Here is a 14,776-nt window from a genome sequence, read left to right as displayed (position 1 = left end):
ACCGCAGCGGTAAAGCGCCGCGTGCATTCATGCACGGCGCCTCTGCGCAAAAGCACGCTACCGGCGCTTGGCGATTACGCGCTGCCTGGCGGATCGTTCGCTGCGTTTCTTAACGCGCCCTGGCTGTCGCCGCGGCGGTCACTCGCCGGGTGCATTCGCGAAGCCATGCACCGCCCGGTTCGGACGGAGCGATGGCCGGCGGCGCTCAGTCGTCCAGGATCGCCCGGGTGAGCGCGTCGAGGGCGCGGGTGCGGTCGGCGTCGTCGAGGCGTGCGCGCGGGGTGAGGCTGGACCACGTCGGGTGAGCACGGGCACGCAGCAGCGGTTCGGGCAGGCGGCCTTCGCGCCAGGCCTTGTCCTGCGGCGTTTCCAGGCGGATGGCGTCGGTCGCCGCGTGGCCCCGGGCCGCCAGGGCCTTGAGCAGCTGACGTTGGCGCAGCGCCAGCAGACGCAGCACGGCGTCGTCGACGGTCAGTTCGCGCTGGCCCTTGAGCTTGCCGAGCAGGCGCTCGCCGTAGTGGCGCGCAGTCTGCGCGCCACCGCCAGCCAGCGCACCGATCAGCGCGGCCGCGCCGAGCGTGATGCCGCCGACCAGCAGGTCGACACCGGCACCGGCCGCCGCACCGGCCGCCATGCCGCTGCCGACCCGCACGCCCAGCTGGCGCAGGGTTTCCGGGTTGAACAGGTCGTCGCCCCAGCGTCCTTCGCTGAGCGGCAGGTCGGCGGCGACCGCATCGCCCGGACGAAAGGCATACAGCCGCAGCAGCGCCTCGACGCAGCGCTGCTCGCGGGCGCGCACCGCCTGGTGCAGTTCGCCGATGGCGAGGCGCTCGCGTTCGGGGTCGGCGCTGACGCCGTGACGCGTGGCCGCGACATCGAGCAGCAGGTCGGCGATCAGCCGGGCACCGGCTTCATGCCGCGCCTGGCCCTGCGCCTGATGATGCTCGATCAGGCGATGCAGGCGCGGCCGGGCGTGTTCCAGCATCAGCGCCAGGCTTTCGTACAGGCGTCGCTCGCCGTCGATGGGCGGTGCGACGGTATCGAAGCGCACCAGGGCATGCAGGCCCAGGCGGGCCATGGCTTCGCGCCATTCGTTTTCCCGCACGCCCGGCGCCTGCACGAAGTTGAGCACCGGCAGCAGCGGCTTGCCGCAGCCGGCCAGCACCGCCAGCTCGTCCCGGTACTTGGCCAGCACCGGCTCGCGGGCATCGATGACATAGAGCCCGGCGTCGCACAGGAGCAGTTGGCGCAGCACCTTCGCTTCCTGTTCGAACCGCTGCCGTGCTTCGGCGCCGTCCAGGAACCGCGCTAGCCGGGCGGGCCCGTCGAGCCGTTCGCCGGGCCGGTCGAGGCGCTCGAGGTAATCGAGCAGCGCGATCGCATCCTCGAGGCCGGGCGTGTCGAACAGTTCCAGCAGCGGCTCGCCATCGACCGACAGCCGGGCGCCCTCGACATGGCGGGTGGTGCTCGGCCGGTGCGACACCTCGCCGAAGCCGGCGTCGCGCGTGAGGGTGCGTAGGAGCGAGGTCTTGCCGACGTTGGTGTGGCCGACCACGGCGAGCTTCAGCGGCGCGGTCATGGCAGGCGCTCCCCGCAGGCAGGTCGCTCAGCTGCCGCACCGCGCCTGTGTTCGCCAATCCGTTTCTGTAGGAGCCCGCTTGCGGGCGATCTCTTGCCGTAGCGCGGGTTCTGCTCGGCAAGCGGGCGATCACCATGAATGGGATGCGGCTCAATCATGCCCGGTCTCCAGCCATTGCAATGGCGCAGCGGCCTGGTGGGCGATGCCCAGCCGGTCGAGCGCGTCGTGCCAGTCGCCGAGGCGCGCGCTGTCCAGCGCCTGCCCCGTCAGCGGTTGCAGCAGCCAGACGCGCGTCTGGCCCGCGCAGCGCGACAGTTCACCGATCAGCCCGAGCGTGCCGCGATCCGGCGAGCGGCGCGGATCGCAGGCGATCGCCAGGCGCTCGGGTGGGTAGCGGGTGAGCTGGTCGAGCAGGCGGTGGCGCTGCTCGCGCTCGTCGAGCACACCGGCGTCGGCGATGCCAGCGGGCAGTGCGGGCGGCCAGGAAACGTGAGGGTCAAGCTCGATGGCGACCAGCACGGCCCCCTCGCTACCGTCGAGCTGACGGCCGGAGGCCGGCGCATGCAGGGCTGCGGGGGCCGGATCGGCGATGCCGAGTCGTTCGCTCGAGGGTTGCAGCCGTTCGCGCAGCAGTCGGTAGGCCGGCAGCGACGGATCGAGCCGGAGCGCGGCCCGACCGCGTCGCCACCGCCAGCCGCACAGGGCGGTGAGCAGCGCGCGCGGTAGCCAGCCGTAGACCAGCGTCACGCCGACCAGCCAGCCGGCCCATGCATGCCGGGCATCGGGTGTGGCGACACCGCTGCTGGCGGCGATCTGGCCGGCATCCGGCGTGCTGAAGCCGAGCAGGCCGGGGACGACGCCGAGCGCCTGGGTCAGGCCGATGAAGGTGCGCTCGCCAAGGATGGTCGTTTCCCAGACGAAGCCGTACTGCCGGGTCGCCATCAGCGCCAGCAGCCCCAGCAGCGCCGCGCTCATTGCCAGCAGCCAGAAGCTGTTGGCGCCGCTGCCGAGCAGCCAGCGGCTCAGGCGGCGCTGTTCGAGCAGGCTGAGCAGCGCCGGCGCCAGGTGCGCCGCGCGGGCGTCGCGTGCCAGCAGGCGACTGAGCCACAGCCACAACCGGCCCAGCGCACCGTTGCCGTCGCCAGCGAAGACGAAGCCGGCGAGCCAGCCGAGCAAGGTCAGCAGGTTCAACCCGAGCAGGCTGCCCAGCGCCCAGAACACGTTGACCGGCCGCACGCCATCGCCAAGGGCCGAGTACGCCAGCCCGGCGCCGATGAACAGCGCCAGCGCTGCGAGCAGATAGCGCGCCAGCCGCGCGCCTTGCTGCCAGTGCCGCAGCGCCTGGTCCAGCCCGTCGCGCCGGGCCAGCCAGAGGGCCCGGGCCTCGATCAGGTCGGCCGCGTCGCCGCCCTGCTGGCGGGCGTGGCGGTTGGCTTCGCCGTCTTCCAGCGGGCCGGCGTGCTGTTCGCGCAGGCGCACGGCCTCGGTGAGCCACAGACGGTCGAAGGGCGATAGCGGGGTTGGCTGAGGTGCAGGCACGCGGTTTCTCATCGATGGGGTCGGCCTGAGAATAACCGTCCCGAAAGGTGATGGGAGTCCGCTCGTGCGATTTGGGTTCGGCTACTATCGCCGCCGCCGATCACACCGGTCGGCGTCGCACTTCTCAATCAGCCAGGGACAGGCCTATTCGCCGCGCAGCGCTTCTCGCTGTCCTGTGCATTTGCAAAAGGATTTCTGCCATGAAAAACGCTTTCTTCTTCGACGCCATGCTTACGCCAAAAATCATCGTGCTGCTGTACTGGGGCGGCATGATCGGCGTGGTCGTGGGTGCGCTGTTCAACCTGTTCAGCGGCGGCGGCATCTGGATCAGCCTTGCCATCCTGATCGGCGGCCTGATCGGAACGCGCATGTGGTGCGAGCTGATGATCGTGCTGTTCAAGATCAACGAGAACCTGCAACGGGTCGCCAGCCGCCAGTGATGTCTCGACGGGCCGCTTACGCGGCCCGTCTCGCATTCCCCTCCGAATTTCCCCCGTCCACCTGCCGATCGCCCCGCCTCGGTCAGGCCGCTGCCTGGCGCCGATCGAGCCAGTAGCGACGCAGCGCGAAGAACAGCGACAACACCGTCAGCACGATGAACAGCCAGGTGATCGGGCCGCGGAAGAAGATCATCGGATCGCCGTGACCGATCAGCAGCGTGCGCCGCAGGTTGTCCTCGAACATCGGCCCGAGGATGAACCCCAGCAGGAACGGCGCCGTCGCGAAGCCGGTGCGGTTGAACAGGTAGCCGACCACGCCGAACAGCAGCATCAGGCCGACATCGAACAGGCTGTTGTTCACCGCGAAGCTGCCGTAGACGCAGAACATCAGCACGATCGGCAGCAGGATCTCCTTCGGAATGTCGGCCACCAGCGAGAAGTAGCGGATCACGCCGCGGCCCACCACCAGCAGCACCGCCGAGCTCAGCATGATGCCGCAGAACAGCGCGTAGACCAGCGTCAGGTTCTCCTGGAACAGCACCGGACCGGGCGTGAGCCCGTGGATCATGAAGGCGCCAAGGATGATCGCCGTGATCACGTCGCCCGGAATGCCCAGCGACAGCAGCGGAATGAGCGTCGCCCCCGCCACGCCGTTGTTGCCTGACTCGGCTGCCGCCACACCGTCCAGCTCACCCTTGCCGAAGTTGGCGCGGTTGGGCGAGCGCCGCTTGGCGTCGCTGTAGGAAATGAACGAAGCCGCGGTGGCGCCCGTGCCGGGGATGGCGCCGATGATCACGCCGATCAGGCTGCCGCGCACGATGGTCTTGAGGCTGCGCTTGAGTTCGCCGCCGGTCAGGCCCTTGCCGGTATTGCTGGCGCGCACGTGTGGCGCGGCCTTCTTGAGGTAGAAATCGATCACCTCGGGTACGGCGAACAGGCCGATCAGCAGCGGGATGAAGGCCACCCGGTCCATCAGGTTGAAGTTGTCGAAGGTCAGCCGCTGGCTGCCGTAGACCATGTCCATGCCGATGCAGGACACGATCACCCCGAGGCTCGCGGCGATCAGCCCCTTGATCGCCGAGTCGCCGGCCACCGAGACGATGATCGTCAGCGAGAAGCAGATCAGCCAGAAGAACTCCGGCGGGCCGAAGTTGAGCGCGATCTTGGCCAGGTAGGAGGCGAACAGGATCAGCGCCAGGTTCGACAGCAGGTCGGCGATGCAGGACGAGTACAGCGCCATCTGCAACGCCTTGCCGGCCTTGCCCTGCTGCGTCAGCGGATAACCGTCGAGCAGGGTGCAGGCCGAGGCGGGCGAACCGGGCGTGTGGATCAGGATGGCGGTGATCGAACCGCCGTACATGCCGCCCTTGTAGATGCCGACCAGCAGCAGGATCGCGGTGATCGGCTCGAGCGAAAAGGTGAAGGGCAGCGCCAGCGCCACCGCCATCGTCGCGGTCAGGCCGGGGATGGCGCCGACGACCACACCGATCAGCACGCCGACGCCGATCGCGACGAAGTTGTCGACACTCAGGAACAGGGCCAGGACTTCTTGCATACCTTCCATAGGCGGACTCGCGTCGTGCGCCGGTCAGTCCCACAGCGTGCCGGACGGCAACGGGACGTTCAGCACGTGGATGAACAGCAGGCACACCAGCCACGGCAGCGCGATCGCCAGTCCGTAGAGCCAGACTGTGCGGACCGGATGGGCGGCGAACAGGATGAGCGTGGCGAGGATGCCTGTGGCGATCGCGCCCAGCAGTTCGAGCAGCAACCAGTAGGTGCCGAGCGCGATCAGCATCAGCAGGACGCGCCCTGCGCCGCTGCGCTCGCCCGCCGTCTCCGAGGCGGCGGCGGACAGGGGCCGCGTCAGCGCATCGGCGATCAGCCCCAGCGACAGGGCGACGATCAGCCACCCGGCCAGGCTCGGCAGCCAGCGCGGCGACTGCATCGGGTTCTCGACCATCGGCGCCTCGTCGATGTGGTTGGGCACCAGGTACAGCACGAACGCCAGCGCCGCCAGCAGCCAGAAGGCGCCGAGCCAGACGTCAGGATTGGCCCAGCGCGAGCGGGGAGCGTCAGTCATCTACGGCCACCGCTCAGTCGAGCTGCGCTGCGCCGGCCACGCGGCTCCAGCGCTGCACGTCGTCGGCAACGTACTGGCGGAAGGCATCGCCCGCCTGTTCCGCCGGCTCCCCGCCGAACTGCTCGATGAAGGTCAGGAACTGCGGGTCGGCGACGATCTTGTCGAGCGCGGCCTGGAGCTTCTGCACGGCCTCGTCGGGCATCGAGTCATCCGCGATCACACCGAACCAGGCGGTGGTGGCGAAGTCGCCGAGGCCCTGGTCGGCGGCGATCGTCGAGATCGGTTCGACGCCGGGAAGAAAGGGCGAAGCCTCCTTGGAGGTGACCGCCAGCGCCTTGAGCTTGCCGGACTGGATGTGCGGCAGCACGGTCGGCAGGTTCTCGAAGGACACGTCCACGTCGCCGCTGAGCAACGCCGGCAGCGCCTCGCCGCTGCCACGGAAGGGCACGTGGGTCATGTTGGTGCCGGTCAGCGTCTTGAACAGCTCGCCGGACATGTGGATCGAGCTGCCGACCCCCGCCGAGCTGAAGGTCATTTCCTTGTTCTTCGCCGCCTCGATGAACTCGCCGACGCTGTCGTACGGGCTGTCTGCCGGGACGACCATGACGTTCGGGATCTCGATGACGTTGCGAATGAAGCGGAAGTCCTTGACCGGGTCATACGGCAGGCTCTTGTAGATCATCGGCCCGATGGTGTGGCCGGGCGAAGCCATGACGATGGTGTGGTCGGCGCCGCGCCCGCCGCGCGCGAGCTGCGCGGTGGCCATGGTCGAGCCGGCGCCGGGGCGGTTTTCCACCACCACGGTGCCGAGCTCCTTCTGCAGCATGTCGGCGACCTTGCGCGAGAGGATGTCGGTGGTGCCGCCAGGGGCGTAGGGCACCACCAGGCGGATGTTGTCGGTCGGCCATTCAGCGTGGGCGAGGGTGGCGAGCGGGAGGGCGGCGCCCAGCAGGAGCGCCTGGAGGGCACGCTTGAAGGAGAGTGTCATTGCGCGGTTCCTTTTCTTCTAGTTGTCGGTGCGGCGCGGCCGGCACGAAGCGGCGACCGTTCGATCAGCATAGCCGGCATGCAGGACTCGCCACGGCGAGCGGCCGATTACCGCCCCGCTTGTTGCGTTCGCCTCCCTGCCACTCGGCCAGTCGCCGGCGCTTCGTCCATACTGGCCGTTCAACGGCGACCGCCAAAGGAGCATTTCGTGAGCATTCTGCAAGGCATCAAAGTCCTCGACCTGACGCGCATCCTGGCCGGCCCCTGGTCGACCATGACGCTGGCCGACCTGGGCGCCGAGGTGTGGAAGATCGAGCACGTCAACGCCGGCGACGACACCCGCATCTGGATGCCGCCGGCCAAGGCGGGCATTTCGACCTACTACCTCGGCGCCAATCGCAACAAGCAGAGCCTGGCGGTGGACATGCGCAAGCCCGAAGGGCGCCAGCTCATCCTCGACCTGGCGGCGCAGGCGGACATCGTCGTGGAAAACTTCCTGCCGGCCAGCCTCGAGCGCCTGGGGCTGGACTACGCGACGCTGTCAGCGCTCAATCCGCGGCTCATCCACTGCTCGATCAGCGGCTACGGGCGCAACAATCCGCTGGAGAACCGCCCGGGTTACGACTTCATCATCCAGGCCGAGAGCGGCTTCATGTCGATCACCGGCGACAAGGACGGCGAGCCGATGCGGCTGGGCGTCGCCTTCGTCGACCTGGTGACGGGCATGAACGCGGTGCAAGGCATCCTCGGTGCGCTGTACGAGCGGGAGAAGTCAGGCCTCGGCCAGTCGATCGACGTCGCCCTGTCGGACAGCGCCATGCACTTCCTGGCCAACGTCGCCTCGGGCTACCTCAACACTGGCAAGGTCCCCCAGCGCTACGGCAATGCGCACGCCAGCATCGTGCCGTACCAGCTGTTCAACACGGCCGATGGTTCCATCGCATTGGCGGTGGGCAACGACGAGCAATACCGCCGGCTGTGCGAGGCGGTGCTCGAGCGCCCCGAGCTGTACGCCGACGACCGCTTCGCGCGCAACGAAGGGCGCACGCGCAACCGTGAGGTGCTGCTGCCGATCCTGCAGGAGGCCTTCATGGCATGGACGAGCGACGCCCTGATCGCCGCGCTGCGCGAGCAGGGCATCCCGGTCGGCGAGGTGAAGAACCTGGAGCAGGCGTTCGCCTCGGACACCGCGCGCTACCGCGACCTGGTCATGTCGGTCGAGCATCCGGTCGCCGGCGAAGTGCGCATGGTCCGCAGCCCGCTGCGGTTCTCCCGCACGCCCACCGTCGAAGCGAAGGCGCCGCCGCTACACGGCGAGCACACCGACGCGGTCCTCGGGCGGGTGCTGGGCAAAGACGAGGCAAGCCTGAAGGCGCTGCGTGAGGCGGGCGTGATTCGCTGAGGCCGGCGGCGCCATGAACCTGGCGGGCCTACCGCACAGGGGAGTCCGTAAGAGCCAGCTTGCTGGCGATCAGGCCGTGCGGAAGGCCTGGGCCGTAGGGTGCATTCGCGAAGCAATGCACCGGCGGTTTCGTCGTTGCATGGCGCCAGACGGATTGTTCGCTTCGCTACTGAATCCGCCCTACGTCTCCCGTCCATGTACCGGGTGCTGGGGCTTGATGTAAGCCATGCGCCCGTGGCCCGGATCGCCCGCAAGCGGGCTCCTACAGGGAACAGCGCGGTGGTTTTGGTTTTCTCGTAGGAGCGAGCTTGCTCGCGAAGCGGTTGGGGTGGCGGAACGGCGGCCCGTAGAGGTGCATTCGCGAAGCGATGCACCGATGGTTCCGCGGTGGCGTGGCCTCAGGCGGATTGTTCGCTTCGCTCCTGAATCCGCCCTACGTGGCCGAAGCCGTCCTTGGCTGTTCAGCGCTTCGGTTCCGTCGGTCAGTCCTGCTGCTCGCGCAGGCGTACGGCGATGTCCGGGTGGTCGATGAACAGGCCGTCGATGCCGGCGTCGAGGAAGGCGCGGATTTCGGCCTCGATGTCGCCGCGTTCGTCCGGCTGGTCGCTGCTGCGCAGGTTGGCCGGCAGGAAGGCGTTCTCGGCGCGGAAGGTGTAGGGGTGGACTTTCAGCCCGGCCGCGTGGGCGTTGGGGACGAAGTCGGTCGGCGAGCCGAGGTTGCCGCTGGCGTCGCGCGGGATGATGTAGCTCTTGTCCGGGCCAACGCCGTCGGCGTACTGGGCGATGGCCTCGAGCCCTTCGGCGGTGGCCATCTTGGCGTAGGTCAGGTCGGTGCCGCGCACGGTCTGGTCGTACGGCTGGCCGCCGCCGAACAGCTGGACCAGGCGCAGGTCGGTCAGTTCGTTGAGCGTCTTGAGGTTATCCACCTCGAACGACTGGATGTACACCGGCGACCAGCGGCCCAGATAGCCGTTGCGCTCGAGGGTGCGCACCAGCGGGCGCTCCATGGCCAGGCCCAGCTGCTGGAAGTGCGTCGGGTGCTTGGTTTCCGGGTACAGGCCGATGCGCCGGCCTTCGCTCAGTTGCAGCGTCTTCACCAGGTCGATGATCTCCTGCAGGGTCGGGACCTCGAAGGCGCCGTCCATCCGCGCGTTGCCGGGGCGTACCTGCGGGATGCGCTCGATGGCGCGCAGTTGCTTGATCTCGGCCAGGGTGAAGTCTTCGGTGAACCAGCCGGTCAGCTCGCTGCCGTCGATCACCTGGGTGCGCTGGCGATCGGCGAATTCCGGGCGTTGCGAGACGTCGGTGGTCAGGCCCAGTTCGTTGTCGTGGCGCGCGATCAGGTGGCCGTCGCGCGTCATGACAAGGTCCGGCTCGACGTAGTCGGCGCCCTGCAGAATGGCCAGCGCATACGACGCCAGCGTGTGCTCGGGCACGTAGCCGCTGGCACCGCGGTGGGCGATCACCAGTGGCTTGGCGTCGGGCTTGCCGTTGAAGCCGGGGGCGCGACGTTCGGCCCAGTCGATGGCCTCGCGCACCGAGTCGTTCGGTCCGGCGGCCTGGGCGGCGAGGGGCGTGAGCAGGCAAGCGATCAGGGTGCCGATCATCGGCTGGCGCAGCGGCGAACGGAGGCGGGACATGGTGTTCTCCTTGTGGTGGATGCGCCAAAGGCTGCCCGCGGCGAGTGACGGTTTGTCGACGCTTCGACAACGAGTACGTGACGCCGCGGTGACAGCGACCGTTTTCTGACGGACGGTCGCTCGGCGGGCTCTGCTATGCTCCGCCGCCATGAATACACGACACCCCCTCAGCCTCATCGTGGCGGTCGCCCGCAATGGCGTGATCGGCCGCGACAACGCCATGCCCTGGCATTTGCCAGCGGAACTCAAGTACTTCAAGTCGGTGACGCTCGGCAAACCCACCCTCATGGGTCGCAAGACGTTCGAATCGCTCGGCCGGCCGTTGCCGGGTCGTCTCAACCTAGTGGTCAGTCGCCAGTCCGGCCTGCGGTACGAGGGCGCCGAGACCTTCGACAGCCTCGAGCGCGCCGTCGTGCGTGCCGATGAGTGGGCCGACGAGCAGGGCGCGAGCGAGCTGATGGTGATCGGCGGCGCGCAGCTGTTCGCCGAGGCCCTGCCGTCCGCCGCCCGGCTGTACCTGACGCGAATCGACCTCGCGCCCGAAGGCGATGTGTTCTTCCCCGACTGGACCGAAGCCGACTGGCGCCGGGTCTCGCGCATCGAGCATGCCGCCGAGGAAGGCCGGCCGGCTTACGCCTGCGAAGTGTGGGAGCGGCGCTAGCCGAGTGTCACCAGCTCCGCCTCGGCCCGGCCATCGTCGAGCCTCAGGTACGCCACGCTGATCGGCAGGCTGAAGCGCCGCGGCCCGGCGCTGCCGGGGTTCAGGTAAAGCACCGCGTTGCGCGTCTCGATCAGCGGCTTGTGCGAGTGGCCGGCGATCACTACCTGCACGTCGCGCGCCGCCGGGTCGAACGCCAGCTGCTTGCGGTCATGCAGCAGGTAGATGCGAACCCCCTCCAGCTCCAGGTCGAGCACGTCCGGCAGGTCGGCGGCCCACGGCAGTGTCTCGTCGTTGTTGCCGCGAATCACGTCCAGCGGCGCCAGTGCCGCCAGCGTCGTCAGGATCTCCGGCTTGCCGATGTCGCCGGCATGAATCAGCCGATCGCAGCCCCGTAGCGCGGCGATCGCTTCCTCACGGAGCAGGCCATGGGTATCGGCGATGACGCCGATCGTGAGTGGGCGGGACATGGGCTCTCCTGTTTCGAAGCTTTGGCCGCCGGGCGCGGCCGGTGTTCCCTCGTCTTGACGCAGGCCAATTTCGAGGTGCGGCGCAGTGCCTATCATGCCCCGACCCCCTCGGAGACTCGCCATGCGCACCTCGTCCCACCCCGATACCCTCGACCTGTCCAGCAGCCGTCACCTGCCGGTCGAAGATGTTCTGGCGCTCGTCTCGGGCACGGCGCTGGTCGCGCTGGGGATCAGCCTCTACGCACACGCCGGGCTGCTGACCGGCGGCACGGTCGGGCTGGCATTGCTGGTCGACTATGGGCTGGACTGGTCCTTCGGCATGGCGTTTTTCCTGGTCAACCTGCCGTTCTACGGCCTGGCCCTGTGGCGCATGGGCTGGCGCTTCACGCTGCGGACGGTCTGCGCCGTCGGGCTGGTGTCGCTGTTCGCCGAGCTGACGCCCGGCTGGCTGGCGATCGCCGGGCTGAACGACCTCTACGCCGCGCTGTTCGGCGGCTTCGTGATGGGGCTGGGCCTGCTGATGCTGTTCCGGCATCGGGCGAGCCTTGGTGGGGTGAACATCCTGGCGCTCTTTCTGCAGGAGCGCTTCGGCCTGCGCGCGGGGCTGTTCCAGATGGGCGTGGACGGCGGCATCCTGCTGGCGGCGATCCTGCTGGTGCCGGCCGACCGTGTGCTGCTGTCGATCCTCGGCGCCCTGGCGCTGAACCTCGTGCTGGCGATCAATCACCGCGCCGACCGTTACCGCGGCATCAGCTGAAGGCTGGCTCGGCGCCGGCGCGTTCGGCAGGCTGGTCACCCGGCAACGGCGGAGCGGATGAATGGAGCGGATCGAAAGCGTGGTCATCGGTGCCGGCGCGGTGGGCCTGGCGGTGGCACGCGCGCTGGCCCGCAGCGGTCGCGAGGTGCTGATGCTCGAGGCGGCGGACGCGATCGGTACCGGCACCAGTGCCCGCAGCAGCGAGGTGATCCATGCCGGGCTGTATTACCCGTCCGGCTCGCTCAAGGCGCGTCTGTGCGTGCAGGGACGCCAGGCGCTGTATGGCTTCTGCGACCGCCACGGCGTGCCGTACCGGCGCTGCGGCAAGCTGATCGTGGCGACCGATGCGGCGCAACTCGGCGAGCTGGATCGCCTGGAACGCCAGGCGCGGCACAATGGCGTCGACGACCTGCAACGGCTCGACGAGGCGGGGCTGCACGCACTGGAGCCGGCGCTCACCGGCGTCGCGGCGTTGTTCTCGCCGAGCACCGGGATTCTCGACAGTCATGCCTACCAGCTGGCGTTGCTCGGCGCTGCCGAAACGGCGGGCGCGGTGCTGGCGCTGAACGCTGCGGTGGTTTCGCTGCGGCCGGTGGGCGAGGGGATCGAGGTCGAGGTCGGTGGCGCCGAGCCGATGCGGTTGCACGCGCGCGAAGTCGTCAACTGCGCGGGGCACGAGGCGCCGGTCCTGGCCAGACGGTCCGGATTGCCGGCGCCGGATCGCCATTTCGCCAAGGGCAGCTATTTCAGCCTGACCGGCCGTGCACCGTTCGACCATCTGGTGTATCCGCTGCCTGAGCCGGGCGGCCTGGGCGTGCACCTGACGCTGGGCCTCGGCGGCCAGGCGCGCTTCGGTCCGGACGTCGAGTGGGTGCACGCGCTGGATTACCGGATCGATCCGCACCGTGCCGAGCGCTTCTACCCGGCCATCCGCCGCTACTGGCCCGGGCTGCCGGATGGCGCGCTGCAACCGGCGTATGTCGGCATTCGGCCGAAGATCAGCGTTCCCGGCGAGCCGGCGGCGGACTTCCGCCTCGACGGGCCCGCGCAGCATGGCGTAGCCGGGCTGGTGAACCTGTACGGCATCGAATCGCCAGGGCTGACGGCGTCCCTGGCGATCGCCAATGAGGTGGTGCGATTACTCGCCTGATTTGGCGGCCGCGGGCGATTCGGGCAGGAACCAGTTCATGATCAGCGCGCTGAGACCGCCGGTGGCCACGCCCGATTCCAGCACGCTGCGCAGGCCCGCCGGCAGGTTGGCGAGGAATTCCGGTACCTGCGAAAAGCCCAGACCAAGCGCCAGCGACACCGAGATGATCAGCAGCGCGCGGCGATCGAGCTGCACGCCCGCCAGGATGTTGATGCCCGCCGCGGCCACCGCGCCGAACATCACCAGCGCGGCGCCACCGAGCACCGGCTCGGGGACGGCCTGCAGCACGCCGGCAACGGCGGGGAACAGGCCGAGCAGCACCAGCATCACCGCGATCCACATGCCCACGTAGCGGCTGGCGATGCCGGTGAGCTGGATGATGCCGTTGTTCTGCGCGAACACCGAACTCGGGAAGGTATTGAACAGGCCGGCCAGCAGCGAATTGGCGCCGTTGACCAGCACGCCGCCCTTGATCCGTTGCATCCAGAGCGGCCCTTCGACCGGCTGGCGCGACAGCTTGCTGGTGGCGGTGATATCGCCGATCGCCTCGAGCGAGGTCACCAGATAGATCACCACCATCGGGATGAACAGGCTCCACGAGAAGCCCAGCCCGAAGTGCAGCGGCATCGGTACCTGGAACAGCGCCGCCTCGCGCATGCCGGTGAAGTCCAGCCGTCCGAGCCAGGCGGCCAGCGCGTAGCCGATGGCCAGCGCGATGATGATCGCGCAGCTGCGCATCCACACCACCGGCATGCGGTTGAGCACCACAATTGCCGCCAGCACCACGCCGGACAGCAGCAGGTTCTCGCCGCTGGCGAAGGTCCCGTTGCCCATGGCCGCAAAGCCGCCGCCCATGCTGATCAGGCCGACCTTGATCAGCGTGAGGCCGATCATCAGCACCACGATGCCGGTCACCAGCGGTGTGATCAGCCGCTTGACGAAGGGCAGCACGCGCGAGACGCCCATCTCGATGAACGAGCCCGCGATCACCACGCCGAAGATGGCCGACATCACCGCTTCGACCGGCATGCCCTCCTTGACCATCAGCACCCCGCCGGCGATCAGCGGGCCGACGAAGTTGAAGCTCGTGCCCTGCACGATCAGCAGCCCCGCGCCGAGCGGCCCGAAGCGCTTGCACTGCACGAAGGTGGCGATGCCCGAGATCACCAGCGACATCGAGACGATGATGTTGGTATCGCGCGGCGAAACGCCGATCGCCTGGCAGATCAGCAGACCCGGCGTGACGATCGGCACGATGATCGCCAGCAGGTGCTGCAACGCGGCGAGAAAGGTGATCCACGGCCGCGGCCGCTCATCGAGGCCATAGACGAGGTCGTTGGGAGTGTCGGGGGCGGTGTGGTTCACGGCGTCGCTCGCGGGTGTGAAAAAGAGCGCGAATCTTAAGGGCCGGATCGTTGGCGGGACAGTGCGCGATGGCGGAAGACGCGAGTTGGTTGTCGCGTTGCGTTGCTCGGCGACGGAACGCCGTCAGGGGGTGCATGGCTTCGCGAATGCCCTTACGGGACCCGCGGTCGCGTCCGCTTCGCGAGCAAGCTCGCTCCTACGAGAAGCCGAACCACCGTGCCGTTCCTGTAGGAGCCCGCTTGCGGGCGAACCGGGCAGCGAACGCACGGCTCACATCAACCCCAGCACCCGGTACGTGGACGGGCGACGTAGGGCGGATTCAGGAGCGAAGCGAACAATCCGCCTGAGGCCCACACCACGGCGAAACCACCGGTGCATGGCTTTGCGAACGCACCCTACGGGTCCATCGTTCGGGCCCGTTTCGCGAGCAAGCTCGCTCCTACGAGGAGCCGAACCACCGTGCCGTTCCTGTAGGAGCCCGCTTGCGGGCGAACCGGGCAGCGAACCCACGGCTCACATCAACCCCAGCACCCGGTACTTGATGAGCGACGTAGGGCGGATTCAGGAGCGAAGCGAACAATCCGCCTGAGGTCACGCCACGGCGAAACCACCGGTGCATGGCTTCGCGAACGCACCCTGCGGGCCCATCGTTCGCGCCCGTTTCGCGAGCAAGCTCGCTCCTACGAGAAGCCGAGCCACGTGATCT

At 68.5% G+C, this 14,776-nt stretch carries 13 protein-coding genes; 5 read left to right on the top strand and 8 right to left on the bottom strand.

Features of this window, described 5'->3' with window-relative positions:
- Nucleotides 1-205 precede the first annotated feature (205 nt).
- On the bottom strand, nucleotides 206-1,579 hold the full coding sequence (locus tag D7325_RS07415; protein ID WP_120994911.1) for a GTPase/DUF3482 domain-containing protein: 1,374 nt from the start codon (nucleotides 1,577-1,579) through the stop codon (nucleotides 206-208).
- A 150-nt stretch (nucleotides 1,580-1,729) separates the two neighbouring features.
- A complete protein-coding gene (locus D7325_RS07410) occupies nucleotides 1,730-3,130 on the bottom strand; it encodes a DUF2868 domain-containing protein (protein ID WP_120994910.1) in 1,401 nt (466 codons plus the stop codon).
- A gap of 188 nt (nucleotides 3,131-3,318) precedes the next feature.
- On the opposite strand from D7325_RS07410, the gene D7325_RS07405 reads away from it, so the two are divergent.
- The gene (locus D7325_RS07405; RefSeq protein WP_120994909.1) at nucleotides 3,319-3,558 is read left to right on the top strand and encodes a DUF4282 domain-containing protein; all 240 of its coding nucleotides are present in this window, start codon (nucleotides 3,319-3,321) and stop codon (nucleotides 3,556-3,558) included.
- A gap of 82 nt (nucleotides 3,559-3,640) precedes the next feature.
- Here D7325_RS07405 and D7325_RS07400 read toward each other — a convergent pair whose 3' ends face one another.
- Genes D7325_RS07400 through D7325_RS07390 form a run of 3 tightly spaced genes read right to left on the bottom strand, consistent with a single transcriptional unit; the run spans nucleotide 3,641 to nucleotide 6,629 of the window.
- A complete protein-coding gene (locus D7325_RS07400; protein ID WP_245962037.1) occupies nucleotides 3,641-5,113 on the bottom strand; it encodes a tripartite tricarboxylate transporter permease in 1,473 nt (490 codons plus the stop codon).
- Nucleotides 5,114-5,146: 33 nt separating this feature from the next.
- On the bottom strand, nucleotides 5,147-5,641 hold the full coding sequence (locus D7325_RS07395; RefSeq protein ID WP_120994907.1) for a tripartite tricarboxylate transporter TctB family protein: 495 nt from the start codon (nucleotides 5,639-5,641) through the stop codon (nucleotides 5,147-5,149).
- Nucleotides 5,642-5,654: 13 nt separating this feature from the next.
- Nucleotides 5,655-6,629, bottom strand: coding sequence for a Bug family tripartite tricarboxylate transporter substrate binding protein (locus D7325_RS07390; protein WP_120994906.1), 975 nt, complete (start codon nucleotides 6,627-6,629; stop codon nucleotides 5,655-5,657).
- A 207-nt stretch (nucleotides 6,630-6,836) separates the two neighbouring features.
- On the opposite strand from D7325_RS07390, the gene D7325_RS07385 reads away from it, so the two are divergent.
- Nucleotides 6,837-8,030, top strand: a complete 1,194-nt coding sequence (locus D7325_RS07385; protein WP_120994905.1) for a CaiB/BaiF CoA transferase family protein — start codon at nucleotides 6,837-6,839, stop codon at nucleotides 8,028-8,030.
- 482 nt (nucleotides 8,031-8,512) lie between these two features.
- Here D7325_RS07385 and D7325_RS07380 read toward each other — a convergent pair whose 3' ends face one another.
- A complete protein-coding gene (locus tag D7325_RS07380; protein ID WP_245962036.1) occupies nucleotides 8,513-9,670 on the bottom strand; it encodes a glycerophosphodiester phosphodiesterase in 1,158 nt (385 codons plus the stop codon).
- A gap of 148 nt (nucleotides 9,671-9,818) precedes the next feature.
- On the opposite strand from D7325_RS07380, the gene D7325_RS07375 reads away from it, so the two are divergent.
- Nucleotides 9,819-10,331 (top strand): dihydrofolate reductase, encoded by a 513-nt coding sequence (locus tag D7325_RS07375; RefSeq protein WP_120994904.1) that lies wholly within the window; start codon nucleotides 9,819-9,821, stop codon nucleotides 10,329-10,331.
- On the opposite strand, the gene D7325_RS07370 is transcribed toward D7325_RS07375, so the two are convergent.
- Complete coding sequence (locus D7325_RS07370; protein ID WP_120994903.1) at nucleotides 10,328-10,798, bottom strand: metallophosphoesterase family protein; 471 nt, start codon at nucleotides 10,796-10,798, stop codon at nucleotides 10,328-10,330. The genes D7325_RS07375 and D7325_RS07370 overlap by 4 nt on opposite strands.
- A gap of 121 nt (nucleotides 10,799-10,919) precedes the next feature.
- Here D7325_RS07370 and D7325_RS07365 point away from each other — a divergent pair, with 121 nt between their 5' ends.
- Together D7325_RS07365 and D7325_RS07360 are read left to right on the top strand one after the other, a co-directional pair.
- A complete protein-coding gene (locus D7325_RS07365) occupies nucleotides 10,920-11,555 on the top strand; it encodes a YitT family protein (protein ID WP_120994902.1) in 636 nt (211 codons plus the stop codon).
- Between the two features lie 61 nt (nucleotides 11,556-11,616).
- Entirely contained in the window at nucleotides 11,617-12,705 is a 1,089-nt protein-coding gene (locus tag D7325_RS07360) for an NAD(P)/FAD-dependent oxidoreductase (RefSeq protein ID WP_120994901.1), read from the top strand.
- On the opposite strand, the gene D7325_RS07355 is transcribed toward D7325_RS07360, so the two are convergent.
- Nucleotides 12,694-14,070, bottom strand: a complete 1,377-nt coding sequence (locus tag D7325_RS07355) for a nucleobase:cation symporter-2 family protein (protein ID WP_120994900.1) — start codon at nucleotides 14,068-14,070, stop codon at nucleotides 12,694-12,696. The two genes, D7325_RS07360 and D7325_RS07355, sit on opposite strands and share 12 nt — an antisense overlap.
- Nucleotides 14,071-14,776: the final 706 nt, after the last annotated feature.

This window comes from Stutzerimonas urumqiensis, from assembly GCF_003640395.1.
Lineage (GTDB): Bacteria > Pseudomonadota > Gammaproteobacteria > Pseudomonadales > Pseudomonadaceae > Stutzerimonas > Stutzerimonas urumqiensis.
Note: the sequence above shows the minus strand (reverse complement) of the source record. Positions and strands in the feature narration are given on the sequence as shown.

Excerpts from the sequence above, each read along its gene's own strand:
- D7325_RS07415 (WP_120994911.1), bottom strand. The coding sequence starts at position 1,579 with ATGACCGCGCCGCTGAAGCTCGCCGTGGTCGGCCACACCAACGTCGGC.
- D7325_RS07410 (WP_120994910.1), bottom strand. The coding sequence starts at position 3,130 with ATGAGAAACCGCGTGCCTGCACCTCAGCCAACCCCGCTATCGCCCTTC.
- D7325_RS07405 (WP_120994909.1), top strand. The coding sequence starts at position 3,319 with ATGAAAAACGCTTTCTTCTTCGACGCCATGCTTACGCCAAAAATCATC.
- D7325_RS07400 (WP_245962037.1), bottom strand. The coding sequence starts at position 5,113 with ATGCAAGAAGTCCTGGCCCTGTTCCTGAGTGTCGACAACTTCGTCGCG.
- D7325_RS07395 (WP_120994907.1), bottom strand. The coding sequence starts at position 5,641 with ATGACTGACGCTCCCCGCTCGCGCTGGGCCAATCCTGACGTCTGGCTC.
- D7325_RS07390 (WP_120994906.1), bottom strand. The coding sequence starts at position 6,629 with ATGACACTCTCCTTCAAGCGTGCCCTCCAGGCGCTCCTGCTGGGCGCC.
- D7325_RS07380 (WP_245962036.1), bottom strand. The coding sequence starts at position 9,670 with ATGTCCCGCCTCCGTTCGCCGCTGCGCCAGCCGATGATCGGCACCCTG.
- D7325_RS07375 (WP_120994904.1), top strand. The coding sequence starts at position 9,819 with ATGAATACACGACACCCCCTCAGCCTCATCGTGGCGGTCGCCCGCAAT.
- D7325_RS07370 (WP_120994903.1), bottom strand. The coding sequence starts at position 10,798 with ATGTCCCGCCCACTCACGATCGGCGTCATCGCCGATACCCATGGCCTG.
- D7325_RS07365 (WP_120994902.1), top strand. The coding sequence starts at position 10,920 with ATGCGCACCTCGTCCCACCCCGATACCCTCGACCTGTCCAGCAGCCGT.
- D7325_RS07360 (WP_120994901.1), top strand. The coding sequence starts at position 11,617 with ATGGAGCGGATCGAAAGCGTGGTCATCGGTGCCGGCGCGGTGGGCCTG.